16 protein-coding genes are annotated in these 13,437 nt (G+C 51.8%); 15 read left to right on the top strand and 1 reads right to left on the bottom strand.

Features of this window, described 5'->3' with window-relative positions; genetic code table 11:
- The first annotated feature begins 20 nt into the window (after positions 1 to 20).
- The 4 genes from WG68_RS13990 to WG68_RS13975 all read left to right on the top strand — a co-directional run bounded on the left by WG68_RS13990 (position 21) and on the right by WG68_RS13975 (position 4,419).
- Positions 21 to 2,312, top strand: coding sequence for a heavy metal translocating P-type ATPase (locus WG68_RS13990; RefSeq protein ID WP_046558334.1), 2,292 nt, complete (start codon positions 21 to 23; stop codon positions 2,310 to 2,312).
- A gap of 36 nt (positions 2,313 to 2,348) precedes the next feature.
- Positions 2,349 to 2,621, top strand: a complete 273-nt coding sequence (locus WG68_RS13985) for a DUF2933 domain-containing protein (RefSeq protein ID WP_046558333.1) — start codon at positions 2,349 to 2,351, stop codon at positions 2,619 to 2,621.
- Between the two features lie 114 nt (positions 2,622 to 2,735).
- On the top strand, positions 2,736 to 3,488 hold the full coding sequence (locus WG68_RS13980; RefSeq protein ID WP_046558332.1) for a helix-turn-helix domain-containing protein: 753 nt from the start codon (positions 2,736 to 2,738) through the stop codon (positions 3,486 to 3,488).
- Between the two features lie 76 nt (positions 3,489 to 3,564).
- A complete protein-coding gene (locus WG68_RS13975; RefSeq protein ID WP_046558331.1) occupies positions 3,565 to 4,419 on the top strand; it encodes a sterol desaturase family protein in 855 nt (284 codons plus the stop codon).
- A 226-nt stretch (positions 4,420 to 4,645) separates the two neighbouring features.
- On the opposite strand, the gene WG68_RS13970 is transcribed toward WG68_RS13975, so the two are convergent.
- A complete protein-coding gene (locus WG68_RS13970; protein WP_046558330.1) occupies positions 4,646 to 5,566 on the bottom strand; it encodes an AraC family transcriptional regulator in 921 nt (306 codons plus the stop codon).
- 94 nt (positions 5,567 to 5,660) lie between these two features.
- Between WG68_RS13970 and WG68_RS13965 the strand changes: the two genes are divergently transcribed.
- From WG68_RS13965 to WG68_RS13915, 11 genes are all read left to right on the top strand, one after another.
- Positions 5,661 to 6,113 carry a hypothetical protein gene (locus WG68_RS13965; RefSeq protein WP_046558329.1) on the top strand — a complete coding sequence of 151 codons (453 nt, stop codon included), beginning with the start codon at positions 5,661 to 5,663 and terminating at the stop codon, positions 6,111 to 6,113.
- Between the two features lie 18 nt (positions 6,114 to 6,131).
- Complete coding sequence (locus tag WG68_RS13960; RefSeq protein ID WP_083981899.1) at positions 6,132 to 7,055, top strand: HD-GYP domain-containing protein; 924 nt, start codon at positions 6,132 to 6,134, stop codon at positions 7,053 to 7,055.
- Positions 7,052 to 7,300, top strand: coding sequence for a nitrate/nitrite transporter NrtS (nrtS, locus tag WG68_RS13955; RefSeq protein WP_046558328.1), 249 nt, complete (start codon positions 7,052 to 7,054; stop codon positions 7,298 to 7,300). The genes WG68_RS13960 and nrtS overlap by 4 nt, the downstream gene beginning before the upstream one ends.
- Complete coding sequence (locus WG68_RS19195; RefSeq protein ID WP_052749109.1) at positions 7,287 to 7,778, top strand: DinB family protein; 492 nt, start codon at positions 7,287 to 7,289, stop codon at positions 7,776 to 7,778. The genes nrtS and WG68_RS19195 overlap by 14 nt, the downstream gene beginning before the upstream one ends.
- Positions 7,766 to 9,376, top strand: a complete 1,611-nt coding sequence (locus WG68_RS19190; protein ID WP_052749108.1) for an NRDE family protein — start codon at positions 7,766 to 7,768, stop codon at positions 9,374 to 9,376. Before WG68_RS19195 ends, WG68_RS19190 begins: the two co-directional genes overlap by 13 nt.
- Positions 9,333 to 10,229, top strand: a complete 897-nt coding sequence (locus WG68_RS19185; RefSeq protein WP_083981897.1) for a GNAT family N-acetyltransferase — start codon at positions 9,333 to 9,335, stop codon at positions 10,227 to 10,229. The genes WG68_RS19190 and WG68_RS19185 overlap by 44 nt, the downstream gene beginning before the upstream one ends.
- A 115-nt stretch (positions 10,230 to 10,344) precedes the next feature.
- A complete protein-coding gene (locus WG68_RS13935) occupies positions 10,345 to 10,995 on the top strand; it encodes an HvfX family Cu-binding RiPP maturation protein (RefSeq protein WP_046558327.1) in 651 nt (216 codons plus the stop codon).
- Between the two features lie 29 nt (positions 10,996 to 11,024).
- A complete protein-coding gene (locus WG68_RS13930) occupies positions 11,025 to 11,639 on the top strand; it encodes a sigma-70 family RNA polymerase sigma factor (RefSeq protein ID WP_200897602.1) in 615 nt (204 codons plus the stop codon).
- 4 nt (positions 11,640 to 11,643) lie between these two features.
- The gene (locus tag WG68_RS13925; protein WP_046558326.1) at positions 11,644 to 12,351 is read left to right on the top strand and encodes a DUF3379 family protein; all 708 of its coding nucleotides are present in this window, start codon (positions 11,644 to 11,646) and stop codon (positions 12,349 to 12,351) included.
- 27 nt (positions 12,352 to 12,378) lie between these two features.
- Complete coding sequence (locus WG68_RS13920) at positions 12,379 to 12,780, top strand: hypothetical protein (RefSeq protein WP_046558325.1); 402 nt, start codon at positions 12,379 to 12,381, stop codon at positions 12,778 to 12,780.
- Positions 12,781 to 13,014: 234 nt separating this feature from the next.
- Positions 13,015 to 13,293, top strand: a complete 279-nt coding sequence (locus tag WG68_RS13915) for a hypothetical protein (protein ID WP_152663119.1) — start codon at positions 13,015 to 13,017, stop codon at positions 13,291 to 13,293.
- The last annotated feature ends 144 nt before the right edge of the window (positions 13,294 to 13,437 follow it).

Genomic DNA, 13,437 nt, shown 5'->3' with positions numbered 1-13,437 from the left:
TTAGACATCTGGGAGAAAAAATGAGCGCTGAAACAAAACATATCACAGCCCTGGCAAGACTGACTTTGCCAGGAATGGGATCAGACCACTGCGCGGGTATTGTAAAAACCTCGCTAAAGCGCTTGGATGGCATGGGTGAGATCACAACCAATATCGCAGCTCACCGTGTTGAGGCTAGCTATGATCCCGGCAAGTTAAACCTGGCTGAGATCCGCGCTGCCGTAGAAAAAGCCGGTTACGATGTCGCTCAGATCTGTTCCGACTCAGACGATAACGCTGCCGAAAAGGATGCTGATATTGAAAGCGCCTACCTGAGCCAGGCCCTGCAGCGCCTCTGGATAGCCGGCATACCCACCACCCTGATCATGTTATTGATGATCCCCCACATGTTCTGGCAGCCCATTCCCGGCTATCTGTTGATCGTAACACTGCTGGCGTTTCCCGTGGTTTTTCTTTACGGCGGCGCAGCCACTCACAAGTCCACCTGGCGCTCGCTGACCAACCGCACCTTCAATATGGATGTGCTGATCTCCATGGGCAGTATTCCACCCTATTTGATTGGACTGGCAGGCTTTTTTGTCAGCATGACGTCGTTTATGGAAATGGCCGCCACCATCATGACCTTCCATCTATTGGGGCGCTATCTTGAGACCAAGGCCAAGGGCCGAGCTTCCCAGGCCATCCGCAAGTTGCTGACGCTGGGTGCTAAAACCGCCCGGGTCGAACGCGATGGTCAGGAGCAGGACGTTGCCGTCAAGGAACTGCAGCCAGGCGACATTATGGTGATCCGCCCTGGTGACAAGGTGCCCACAGACGGCGAGGTGGTCGAAGGTGAAAGCCATCTGGATGAATCCATTGCCACCGGCGAATCGGTGCCGGTGTATAAATCGTCGGGCGATACCGTCATTGGCGCAACCATCAATAAAGAGGGGCGATTGCGGGTGAGGGCCACTAAGGTGGGTGGCGATACCTTTTTGTCGCAGGTGATCAAGCTGGTTGAACAGGCGCAAGGATCACGGGTACCCATTCAGGAGTTCGCCGATCGCATGACCGGACGTTTTGTGCCTATCGTCATCCTGATTGCTCTGGCGAGCTTTGTGGTATGGTTTGTCGCCGCCGACAGTCTGCGTCCAATATTGGAATGGGCCGCAGGAACCCTACCCTGGGTCAACCCCACAGCAAGCACCCCGGTGCTGGCCATTCTCGCCGCTATCGCGGTGCTGGTTATCGCCTGCCCCTGTGCCCTGGGCCTGGCGACGCCAACCGCACTGATGGTGGGATCGGGTATCGGTGCCGAGCGAGGCATATTGATCCGCTCCGGCGAGGCCATTCAAACCTTTAAAGACATCAAGGTAATGGTGCTCGATAAAACCGGCACCATTACCCGCGGCGAGCCAAAACTGACCGAAGTGGTCACGGCTGACGGCGTGACCGAACAACAATTATTGCAATGGGCCGCCACGGTGGAAAATGCCTCCGAGCACCCGATTGCCCGCGCCATTGTTGAGGGTGCCGGCGAGCGCAATGTGACACCTGGTGAGGTAACTGAATTTCGCTCTACCGGCGCGCGTGGTGTGTCCGGCAAGGTCGATGGAGCGTTGGTACTGATTGGCAACCGCAAGTTACTGAGCGAAGAAGGGGTAACAGCGCTGGAGGCCCTGGACAAGGAGCTGGATGATCTGGAGGGACGTGGTCGCACCGCCGTATTGGTCGCTGTAGATGGCAAAGCATGTGGCATTGTCGCAGTGGCCGATACCATCAAGGCAGGATCGGTCGCAGCCATTCGCGGCATGCACGAGTTGGGCCTGCATGTGGTGATGATTACCGGCGACAACGAACGCGCGGCGCGCGCCGTTGCCGAGGAAGTGGGCATCGACGAAGTGCAGGCCGGTGTGCTGCCGGAAGGCAAGGTGGATGCAATCCGTGCACTGCAGAAAAAGCACGGTAACCATGTGGCCATGGTGGGCGATGGCATCAATGATGCGCCAGCGCTGAAACAGGCTAATGTCGGCATTGCTATCGGCGCTGGTGCCGATGTCGCCATTGAGGCGGCCGATGTGACGCTGGTTCGCGGCGAACTGACCGGTGTGGTGGAAGCCATGTACCTCTCTCGCGCCACCTTCAGCAAAATTGTGCAAAACCTGATCTGGGCCAGCGCCTACAACATGGCCGCCATACCCATCGCCGCTATCGGTTTGCTGCACCCGATGATCGGTGTGGTGGCGATGACCGCAAGCTCACTGTCAGTGATTGGTAATTCACTGTTACTTAAGCGGGTAAAGCTGAATGCAAGCAAGCCCCCCAGCAATTAAACATCGATTCGCAGAGTTGAAGAAGGAGAAGTCATCATGGTAAATAAATCCGGATACTGGACCAGCCTGCACGGACTGGCCACGCTTACACTTATCGGCGCCGCGCTCTATTTCATTTTTGTGGAGCACGCTGAACACGTCCTGCCGTATCTGCCCTTTTTGATTATTCTGTTGTGCCCACTGATGCACATCTTTATGCATAAGGGGCATGGCGGGCACAGTCACGACGCAGACAAGCATCCTGGTGAAGAGGAAGCTTATCGCCGGGGATTGGAAGAGGGGCGTAAAGAATCCACTAAACGTCCTTAGTTTTTGAGCTACACCGCCGTAAGCAAGAGCCAGCCTCGCGTTAACTATATTTACTAGTAAGTCACTCTAAATATAAAAGGAAACGCAAATCATGGGAGCCAGGGAGTTATAACAGTGTATAAGACACCGCAACTGAATAGACGTTGGCATGGTTCTGCTGCGATAACTGCTGGCATAGGTGTGTTCGTTGGTCTTTCAGGTGATAACACGCCCCATAAGCATTGGGCACATCAACTCGTCATTGGCTTTTATAACGACATCTGTGTACGCTCAGGCGATTACTCTGCTCATCATAAAGGCGTTCTGATCCCTGCGGGGGTGGCACATCAGTTAGATCCTGCTGACGTTCTATGTATATACATCGATCCACTCCACATTGGTTGTCCGGGGTTGCTGCAAGATTTTGCCTCCCCAAAGGATAGGCTTTCCCCTTTGAGTGACCAACTTGTCGAGGGTTGCATGACAATTTTTAACGGAATTGGCGACTTACACGTTTCGGTTCAGCGGTTTTGCCAGATATACGGCAACCTTGACCAGTCACAGATGCATAACAGACTGCAGTACATTTTGGACACCCTAAAACACGACATTGCCTGTGGCATGGATACATCGCGTGCTACATTAGCAAAACAGGTGCATCTCTCTCCCAGCCGATTTTCGCACTGGTTCTCGAAACAAACAGGCTTACCCCTACGCAGCTACAAAAAATGGCTGAAGCTAATTGTCGGTTTTGAATTATCAAGAACAATGTCACTGACTGATGCAGCCTTAGCAGCGGGCTTTTCAGATCAGGCACATTTCTGCCGTGCGGTTAAGCAGGGATTTGGTGTCAGTCCAGCTACCATTAAACAACTTCTTTCTGCATAGATAGCACTTATGTTCAATTCTGAGCAACCTTTCAAAGGCAAACTGACTCCTTCAAACCATTGAGGAGTTTCAGTTTATGAAGCATCTGACCACTGTAGCAGTGAAAGTTTTATACTTACCAGCCTTGTTGATTGGCGGTAATGGTATTGCGATCTATATCGTCGCAGCCGGCTATCCCAAAATTTGGCTGATCCCATTATTATTATTGTTGATCGGAGTGTCATTTCTTGCCGAAAGATGGGTGGCATATAATCAGACCTTTAACATCCCGCAACAGGACACTGCACGTGACGTACTGCATGCGCTGAACAACGAGCTTATGAATCTGATAGGTTTAAGCTTGCTGCCGTTTATCGCTGGTGCTCTGACCGTGGTTAACTGGTGGCCGCTGGAGTGGCCACTCGCTGTTCAGCTACTGCTAGCGGTGATAGTAGCAGACATCGGCATTACTCTGGCTCATTACGCCAGCCACCGGCTGACGCTTCTCTGGAAACTACATGCTGTTCATCACAGTGTGAAGCGTATGTACGGATTCAATGGTCTTATGAAACACCCGCTACATCAATTGCTGGAAACGATCGCAGGTATAACGCCGCTGCTCATTGTCGGTATCCCTCAGGATGTGTTAATTTTGCTGACCACAGCCGTAATCATACAGTTGTTGCTACAGCACTCGAATGTTGCCTATTTTGCAGGACCCTTTAAATATATACTCGCCATAAATTCAGTGCACCGCTTTCATCACCTTCGTACATCTGCTGAAGGTAATGTAAATTTTGGATTATTTACAACCTTGACAGATCGTGTGCTGGGTACCGCCTATTTTGATTTTGAGCGGGTGATAGGGGTTGATGACCTGGGTATTGCGACAGAGCCCGATTATCCTACTCGCTACTTATCTCAACTACTGCATCCATTTCGGAGGATATAACAATGTAACCTGTGAATGTCTGCATAGCTGGACTCCAGGGTATCTCTAACCGTCCGCTAAACGCCAGGCAATGGACTGTTGGAGCCGATTATCACAAAACCGTGCTCACTGCAGTAGACAAAGGCGTATTTGTCCCGTGTGCTTGATAGACAGGTTGTTCCTTTGTTGGCACCAAGGCGGCAATGTTCATGGCCCCGCCGCTTTGCTGAGCGGGGACCGTCTGGATTCAGGCGTGCAAACTTCTGAACTCACCGGGCGATAACTGCTCGCGTTGTTTAAAAAAGCGGATAAAGGCCGTGGCGGATTGGTAACCGACTTGTTCGGCAATCAGCTCCAGGCTCAGTTCGGAGTGGATAAGTAAGAAACGGGCGCGTTGCAGTCGCAGTTCGTCCAGCAGCGATTTGGCCGTCATATCCATTATTTTATGGCAGCGCTCGGCAAAGGCGCTTTTTGATAAAAACGCCAGTGCCGCCATGTTGTCTACTGTCCAGTCCGCGCCCGGTTCATCCATAATAGCCAACACTACCCGGCGCAGTGCCGGCTCTTTCAGCGCGGCCAACAAACCCTGTTGCATGCTGTCGTCACTCAGCACCTGACGTAATAAGTGCAACACTACCACGTCGCTTAAGCGGCTAATGGCCGCCTGATAACCTGGCTGGCGCGCCTGCGCCTCTTCGCGGATCAGCTGAATTAACGGGCTTAACCGGCCGGACTGCTGGCTGGCCGGCAAATGAATGTAGTCGGGCATCACCTGAAACAAATTAGCCGTTAACGGCGATTCGACCGCAATGTCGTAACACACCAGCCCGCGCTCTAAGTGGTCGGGTACACAAAAATTAGCAAAATCGACTTCAGTGGTGTGTTCATCCACCGGCTTATCGCTAAGCCAATGCCGGAAACTGTGGCTGAAGAAAATCGCATCACCGGCTTGCAACTGCAGCTGCTCATGCAAACGACCGGGTATTGCCATCCATAAGGTACCTGCCGTTACTACATGCAACGCCGCCTTATTCGATTTGCTGGTCAGCAAGTTCCAATGATCACAAAAACCAGATTCGAAATGCAGTTCTGAGCCAAATGCCAGCTGGGCTAATAGCTGTTCCAGCGGTTCGGGTGTTTCGGTGGATAGGGCCGGTGTTTTGGTCATTGTGATAAGTAGCGGAACTTCCTAAGCTTAATGAATAATTTAGTCTAAGCAGTTTGCGGCACATTGCAACTAGAAATCAACGTTAGGAAAAAGCATGCCACATATATTATTAGCCAGACCGCACCCTTTTATCGTCAGTGAAATGGCGCCTTTTCTACAAGAGCAAGGCTTTAGATTTAACCGTTTGCTAAATCTGGATGCCCTAAATGATGAATTGGCTAAGGCCGATGCTGCAGTCATTTCCCTTGCCATAACATCCCCCCTGCCGCAATCTGCAGAGGAGTTATTGGCCGCAATTCGCCATATAAAACCGTCCATGCCAATCGTTTTTGCCAGTTTACTGCCACTTGAACGGGTACAAAATAGTATTCTGCGCTTAATGCAGGCGCATCATCAGCAGGCAGCCATTGCTGCAGCAGGACAAATGGTAGGTGCAGCGCATCCTGGCCAGCCAGCCACCGCATTGTATTTTTGCAAAGATGATCTGGCAGATGCTATCAAACGAGATGCTTTTTCTAAGCTATTGAAGTTGCATGCAAAACATTAACTAAAATTAGAGGTTTTTATGTTCAGGTGGTTTCAGCAGTTCCACAAAGATCAGGCTTTGCCTGCCGATGCTGGCCAGCTGAGCAAAGACTTGCTTGCCAGCCTGATGGTAATGGCCTGGTTTGTTGAAGCCAAAGATCCTTATACCGGCGGGCATTTGTGGCGAGTATCGCGCTATGCCAATTTAGTGGCCCGGGCTGGTGGTTTGCCAGATGCTGATATTGCCCGGGTGACGCTCGGTGGTTTTCTGCATGATCTGGGTAAAGTGGCCATTCCCGATGCTATTCTAAATAAAGCCGGCAAGCTGGATGACAACGAGTTTACCCTGATCCAAACGCACCCTGCAGCGGGTGGCCGCATGCTGGCAGGGCATCCGCTGGGGCATCTGGTGGCTGCAGCTGTCGAATTGCACCATGAGCGGCCGGATGGGCGCGGTTATCCTTATGGACTTACCGCCAGCATGATCCCAACCGATGCTGCCATTATCGGTGTTTGTGATGCCTTTGACGCCATGACCAGTCTTCGGGCTTACCGCAAGCCGATGCCACTGGATAAGGTCTTGAACATCCTGCGCGCTGAATCAGGCCGGCAGTTCAGCCAGTTTTGGTGCAATCATTTATTGGCGCTGGCGGAAGAGGGTGTGCTGGATGCCATTATGGGACACAGCGATAATGGTATTCCCTTGCATACTTGCCCGCATTGTGGCCCCACTGTGTTGCAGCAAAGCGATGACAAACCAGGCGACCTGTTGGCTTGTAGTGTGTGTCATAGTGAAATGAGGTTATGTGAAGAAGATCATCAGTTGCGGGTAAAACCCACCGGCAAAAAAGCCCCTGTGGCGGCATGGCAACCCAAAGCCGATAATCTGTTAATTAAGCGCATGATCGAAGAGTCTATTACGCATATTCCGCTGGAGCAGTTGATAAGGTTTGCCCGCGGATGAAAGCCTTGTTACGACAACTGCGTCAGCCATCGCTTATCAGCAATGCCTTAAAGGTGGCGCTGGTGGTGGGGACTTTACTAAACCTGATCAATCAGTGGTATGCCTTGCTCGGTCAGCAAGAGTGGCGCTGGGGCATGGCGCTGCTTAATTACCTGGTACCTTTCTCGGTCGCCAGTTACAGTGCTGCAAAACAGCGACTGAATGATTTAACCAAAAATAGGGCAGAGCGGCATGACGGTAATTGAACACAACCTGCAGCAACTTCAATTACTGAGCACTGTATTGCTTCAGCTGCAGCCTGAGCATTATCGTTGCATTAAAGACTGGCCCGGCCAACCTTCGGTCGGTAAACATGTGCGCCATGTGCTGGACCACTATCAGCAGCTGCGGCTGGCCGTTGCCAGCGGTCGGCTCGATTACCGGCTGCGTCTGCGCGATGAAGGGGCAGAAACGGACCAGGCAAAAGCGTTGTTTTGGATTGGCCAACTGAAGCCGTGGCTTGCCAGTTTGAACGCTGCTGATCTGGATAGCCAGTTAACCTATCAGTTTGCCGAAGGGCAAACCTATACCAGCGTGGAACGTGAGCTGGACTTTGTGGCCAGCCATAGTGTGCATCATCTTGCGCTTATTCATGCGATGCTGGAGCAATGGGATTATGCCTGGCCAGACAGCGCCGGTGTGCACAGTTCAACGCAGGAGTATCAGCAACAATGTGCACCTTAAGCTGGTGGTATCAAGATGAACAAATGCACATTGTCTTTAACCGGGATGAGCAAAAAGGCCGCGCCAGCGCGCAACTACCGGTACGGCTTAGTCAGCAGGGCGTGGATGCCATTATGCCGATAGACCCGGCAGGTGGTGGCAGCTGGGTCGCGGCCAATAGTAAAGGCCTGGTGTTGTGTCTGTTAAACGACTATACCGCGGCCTATCAGCCTGACGCTGCCATCCGGCGCAGTCGGGGCCTGCTGCTGCGGGCGCTGGCATTAAGCCCCGATTGGCAGGCAGTGGATACCCTGTTGCAGCCAGAGCAACTGCGCTGCTATGCACCATTTCGCCTGCTAGTCTTTGTCGGCTTGCAACAGCCGCTACTGTGGCATTGGGATGGCAGCAAGCTGCGCCAGCAGCTGGCGCTGACCTCGCCGGTATCCAGCTCCAGCGCCTGGCCGCGGCTTATTCCGACACTAAGAGTCTGGCACTGGCAACGGGCCATGGCCCGCTCGCCGTCACTGAGTACTCTGCAGCAATTACATCGTCAGGCTAAGCCATTCTGCGCCTTTAGCGGTATTGCCATGCAGCGCAGTCAGGTGCAAACCGTCAGCATCACCCAATTGACTATCGACACTGACCGTATTGACATGCAGTACTGGGATGGTTACCCGTCATCGCAGCAACAGGATGCCACTGACCGTTTGGCGTTACCGCTGCAACACACTGTAGTGACAGCAGGTGATTTTAGCAGCCGCTTGGAGGGGCAGGCATTATTTCGCCGTTACAACCCTACGCTGGCTAACCGGCTAACCGGCTGGCAGTGGCGCTTATTGCGCTGGTTGTTAGCAGAAAAAGCATTTAATCAGAAGCTGCAGCCACTAAACCGGCTGCCGGCAGATCTCTTTTGTGATGCCGCGCTGCAGCGCTTGCAGCTTACGCCTGAGATTATCGCCTGTCGCTGGCCCAGTGCTGCCAGCAGACCGGTGTTTGTCTGTAATCATCCTACCGGCGGTATTGATGGCTTGTTGCTACTGAGTGTGCTGCAAAAACGTTACCCCGATATCCAGGTGCTGGCCAACGAGGCGCTGGCTGAGGTGCAGCAACTGGCCGGGCGCATAGTGCCAATACCGGTGTTTGGCCGGCCGCAAGCAGCGCTGGCTGCAGTGCAGGCCGCTTTTGCCGGTAATAGCCCGTTAGTGATTTTTCCGGCTGGCCGCACCGCCAGAAAAACCGCCAACGGTGCCCTGGATGATGGTGACTGGTCTAAGCTGGCCGTCACCCTGGCCCGGCGCGAGCAGCGCAGTCTTACCGTACTGCATTTACACAGTTATAACTCCCGCGGGTTTTATGCGCTGGCCTGGCTACGTCAGAAGTTTGGCATCAGCGCCAATCTGGAGATGCTATTGCTGGTGCGGCAAATGCTCAACCCAGCCCTGCGTGTACCAAGGCTTTATGTGGACATCCCTATGCATGCCGTTGAGCTTGATGCTCTGGCCGATAACGACCGGCAGCGCATGGCCTGGCTGAAACGCCGTTGCTATCAATTACCGACTATTTACCGGGAGGAGCATGATGCCGCTGTTAAACCCAGTTGCAGCCGCCGAGCCGGCTGAGCTTATTGCGCAAGAGCTAGCCACCCTCACACCTATTGCCAGCGTAAGAGGCTTACAGGTTTTCAGTGCGCAGGCCGCTGCTATACCAGTCACCATGCTGGAAATAGGTCGGCTGCGCGAGCTGATATTTCGCCAGGCTGGTGCCGGGCGTAACCTGGAGCGCGATCTGGATGCGTTAGACTATGGTGAAGCCGCCTATTACCAGTTGCTGGTGTGGGACCCAAAAAGAACAGAGCTGGTGGCGATGTATCGCTATCAGTTAGGCTGGCAAGCTGCCCATTTTGGTAATGCCATTTTGCGTACCAGCCAGCTGTTTGACTACAGCACAACCTTTAAACAGCAAGTGTTGCCCTACAGCATTGAGTTAGGCCGCTCGGTGGTAAACCCCAATGCCAAAGCAGCATTACTCGGTTTTTACGCACTGTGGGCCGGCTTAGGAGCATTGTCGCAGTTGTATCCGGGGTTGCAGTATTTTTTTGGTAATGTGTCGTTGTATCAAAGCCTTGGTGATGAGGCGATAGCTGGCATGGTGCAATACTGTCAGCAACTTTACCGCCCACCCAAGCCCATGCTAATGGCAAAAGCCGGTTTAGAATATCAGGCGTCATTCGCGCCCGACTTTACTAGCTGGCAACAGCTCGACGCAAGCAGCCGTATCCGGCAATTGCAGCAACACCTTAAACCGCTTGACTGCCGCCTACCACCAGTTTTGCAGTCTTATCTCAGTGTCGGCAACGCCATCTGGTTTGACGATGTAGCACTGGATGCTGACTTTGGCCAGGCTTATGAACTGAGCATTATAGTGCCGCTGACCGCTGTCAGTGGTGGCATACGTCAGCGTTTTATTGATTAACTATTAGTAATGTTGCACACCCTGCACTTTCATTTTTATTTATAAAGGTTTCCGAAAGATTTCTGCTCCTGATTCTGTCTTATAACTAATACACTCATTTAGGCAGGTTAGCGCAATGTTTCAATCCATCCAGCAAAGTTATGTAAAGTCACTTCAACTCCTGACGCCATTAGATGGCCTGGCACCACTGCTACTGCGACTGATCCTGGCGCCGGTGCTTATTCAGGCTGGCTGGAATAAGTTCAGTCACTTTAGCGATACTGTCGCCTGGTTTGGTAACAGCGACTGGGGCCTGGGTTTGCCGCTGCCGGCATTGTTAGCCAGCCTGGCCATTGCAGCAGAGTTGCTGGGCGGTGTTTTGCTGTTACTGGGCTTATTTACCCGGCTGGTGGCAATACCCTTGCTGGTTACCATGCTGGTTGCCATTTTTGCGGTGCATCTACCTAATGGCTGGCCCGCCATTTCCGATAGCAGCAGCTGGCTGGCTGATGGCACCATTTTGCTCAATGAACGGGTAATGGCCAGCAGCGATAAAATTGCAGCTGCCCGCGGCCTGTTGCAGCAACATGGTAACTACGACTGGCTAAGCGCCAGTGGCAGGCTGGTGATCTTAAACAATGGTATTGAGTTTGCGGCACTTTATTTTGCCATGCTGCTAAGCCTGCTATTTAGTGGCGCGGGTCGTTATGTCAGTGCGGATTACTGGCTGCAGCATTGTCTCAGCAGCGCAGCGACACAAAGCGATGCACCTAAGCAGCGGGTTTAAGTTAAATGCCCCCTTTACAGGATCAGACGATGTCTATTAGTCTTAGCACTCTTGCCACTGCACAAAAGCCTGCCGCCATGCCGCAATCACGAAATAGCCTGTTCAGTTTGCCGGTCTCTTTATTTAAACGCAAAGCTCAGAGTAACAGCCAGCGCTATGAGCAGCTGGTGCGGCTATATCATGCTGATTTGTATCGTTATGCCTTCTGGTTGTGTCGCGACCAGCATATTGCAGAAGATATAGTGCAAGACACCTTTTTACGAGCCTGGAAAGCGCTGGATGCTTTATTGGATGATAACGCCGCCAAAAGCTGGCTTATTACCATTTTACGCCGGGAAAATGCCCGGCGGTTTGAGCGCAAACAATTTGATTACAGCGATATTGAACAAGACAGCCTGACCGATGAGATTAACCCGGCACTGGAGCAGCAATACGACAACGCGCTGCTGCAGCGTCAGCTACTGCTGCTGCCACCGGAGTATGGCGAACCTTTGTTGTTACAGGCATTGGCCGGTTTTAACAGTGAAGAAATTGGTAAACTATTAAGTTTAAATGTGAATACCGTGAATACCCGTTTATTCCGGGCCCGCCAACTATTGAAACAACGTCTGGTCGCGCAGCAGAACGCGCAGGATAAGGGGTAAGCAGATGGCTGATTTAACATTAAAACAGGCGCTGATTGCCGATCCGCAGGCACGTAACCCTGAATTGGCCCGGGCCCTTGCCGCAGATCATGAACTGCAGCAGCTGCAGCGCCAGCTATTGCTGGATCAACTAAGCATTAAGCAAGCACTGGAATTTAAGGTGCCAGAAACGCTGCCGCTGAAATTATTGCGCCAGCAAATGGTATTAAGCCAACAAACCCAGCAAAAACGCTTTGCCGGCGCTATTGCCCTGGCAGCATCAATCGCGTTTGTGGCAGGCCTGACCCTGAACTGGTTTAACTATGGTTACCCACAAATGACCCTGGGCCAACACGCATTGGCCCATGTTTACCATGAAGCACCTTATATGGAGCAGATGCTGGCGCCACAACCGCTGCATCAGGTTAATCTTAAACTTGCCAGCTTAGGCGCTGAGCTGAGCGACTGGCAGCACAGTATTCTGTTTGCCAATTTCTGTGACTTTCGTGGCACACGATCATTACATCTGGTGCTGCAAACCGAGCATGGTCTGGCCACGGTATTTATTGTGCCGGCGGGCAACAAGCTAAAATTTGAACACCATTTTGCAGATGAAACCTATCGCGGCCGCAGCCTGGCGTTAAAAACCGCCGATATAGTGGTAGTAAGTGAAAATGATGCTGACTTACAGCAATTACCGGCTAAACTGAAGCAGCAACTTAAGTTTATTTAAGCTACCGTCAATCAGCAGGGACGCATCATGACCGACAGAAATCAGGCCGAATGGCTACTAGTGCAACAAAGTTACGACAAACAAGAACAGCAAGCGCTATGGCTGAAAGTGGTGACCATTCTGGTGTGGCTGTGGCTATTAAAAAACGCCGCCGGTATTGAGCTGCAAGTGGGTGTTATTGGCTTATTCTGGCTGCACGAAGCCCTACTTAAAACCTGGCAGCAGCGCGCCGCCAACCGCCTGCTGCAACTTGAGCAGGCTATATTGCAAGCGCAGGATATCGGCTGTCAGTGGCATAGCCAGTGGCGTTACCAGCGCCAGAATCCGCTGCAGCTAATACTGAGCTACGCCAAACAAGCGCTAAAACCCACTGTCGCGATAACCTACCTGGCATTAATTGCCGCCAGCCTGCTACGGCTTTGGTGGTAGCAGAACCCCGTTCTGGTCGACACAGAGTGTCTGAGCGAGCGAAAGCGAGTGACACTCCCCGACTCCCTCTAAAGAGATTCTATCCTCTGGTAAACTTAGCTGTGCCCATAAGTTATTGTAAATAAGCTAAATCCGATGTAATGTCATCAACATAAAATTTACAAAGGCAGAAGAGTCCGTGTTTCAATACGAATTTTTCCGCCCAATAAGTGTTATGCATTCGGAGCGTAAAGTTTGAACACAGAGTCTGCGTCTAAAAATAATCCGTCAGCGATATTGTTTTTTGCTATATCTTTTTTCTTAGTATTAGCTGCCTTCATTCCAGTATTGAATAAAGTGCCACTAAGTGAAATAGTGTTTTTGATTTATGCGGCAATGTTTTTGATCTTTGGTTTATATAAAACAGAACTCAATTATATTAGCCCAATCGTAAATGATTGGGCGAAGAAGATTCTTGTTGTTATCGCAGTGTTGTTTGGCATTTGGACATTAATTTTTGGTGCATTAATCTAAATGTATAGCAATCGCCAGCACAAACGCGCCCTTTGGGCGCTCGACTCGCAACACGTTGCTCGTGTTTGTGGCGGGCGTTAGCGCTAAAATCATGTCGTATTCTAGTTACGAGTAGCGTAAGCGTAACCCCAACCACACATTCCA

Source organism: Arsukibacterium ikkense, from assembly GCF_000987775.1.
Classification (GTDB): Bacteria; Pseudomonadota; Gammaproteobacteria; order Enterobacterales; family Alteromonadaceae; genus Alishewanella; species Alishewanella ikkense.
The sequence above is the reverse complement of the archived record's forward strand: the minus strand, read 5'-3'. Positions and strand labels throughout refer to the sequence as shown.

Excerpts from the sequence above, each read along its gene's own strand:
- nrtS (WP_046558328.1), top strand. The coding sequence starts at position 7,052 with ATGAAAGCCTTGTTACGACAACTGCGTCAGCCATCGCTTATCAGCAAT.
- WG68_RS19190 (WP_052749108.1), top strand. The coding sequence starts at position 7,766 with ATGTGCACCTTAAGCTGGTGGTATCAAGATGAACAAATGCACATTGTC.
- WG68_RS13990 (WP_046558334.1), top strand. The coding sequence starts at position 21 with ATGAGCGCTGAAACAAAACATATCACAGCCCTGGCAAGACTGACTTTG.
- WG68_RS13975 (WP_046558331.1), top strand. The coding sequence starts at position 3,565 with ATGAAGCATCTGACCACTGTAGCAGTGAAAGTTTTATACTTACCAGCC.
- WG68_RS19185 (WP_083981897.1), top strand. The coding sequence starts at position 9,333 with ATGATGCCGCTGTTAAACCCAGTTGCAGCCGCCGAGCCGGCTGAGCTT.
- WG68_RS13965 (WP_046558329.1), top strand. The coding sequence starts at position 5,661 with ATGCCACATATATTATTAGCCAGACCGCACCCTTTTATCGTCAGTGAA.
- WG68_RS13960 (WP_083981899.1), top strand. The coding sequence starts at position 6,132 with ATGTTCAGGTGGTTTCAGCAGTTCCACAAAGATCAGGCTTTGCCTGCC.
- WG68_RS13935 (WP_046558327.1), top strand. The coding sequence starts at position 10,345 with ATGTTTCAATCCATCCAGCAAAGTTATGTAAAGTCACTTCAACTCCTG.
- WG68_RS13985 (WP_046558333.1), top strand. The coding sequence starts at position 2,349 with ATGGTAAATAAATCCGGATACTGGACCAGCCTGCACGGACTGGCCACG.
- WG68_RS13930 (WP_200897602.1), top strand. The coding sequence starts at position 11,025 with ATGTCTATTAGTCTTAGCACTCTTGCCACTGCACAAAAGCCTGCCGCC.
- WG68_RS13920 (WP_046558325.1), top strand. The coding sequence starts at position 12,379 with ATGACCGACAGAAATCAGGCCGAATGGCTACTAGTGCAACAAAGTTAC.
- WG68_RS19195 (WP_052749109.1), top strand. The coding sequence starts at position 7,287 with ATGACGGTAATTGAACACAACCTGCAGCAACTTCAATTACTGAGCACT.
- WG68_RS13970 (WP_046558330.1), bottom strand. The coding sequence starts at position 5,566 with ATGACCAAAACACCGGCCCTATCCACCGAAACACCCGAACCGCTGGAA.
- WG68_RS13925 (WP_046558326.1), top strand. The coding sequence starts at position 11,644 with ATGGCTGATTTAACATTAAAACAGGCGCTGATTGCCGATCCGCAGGCA.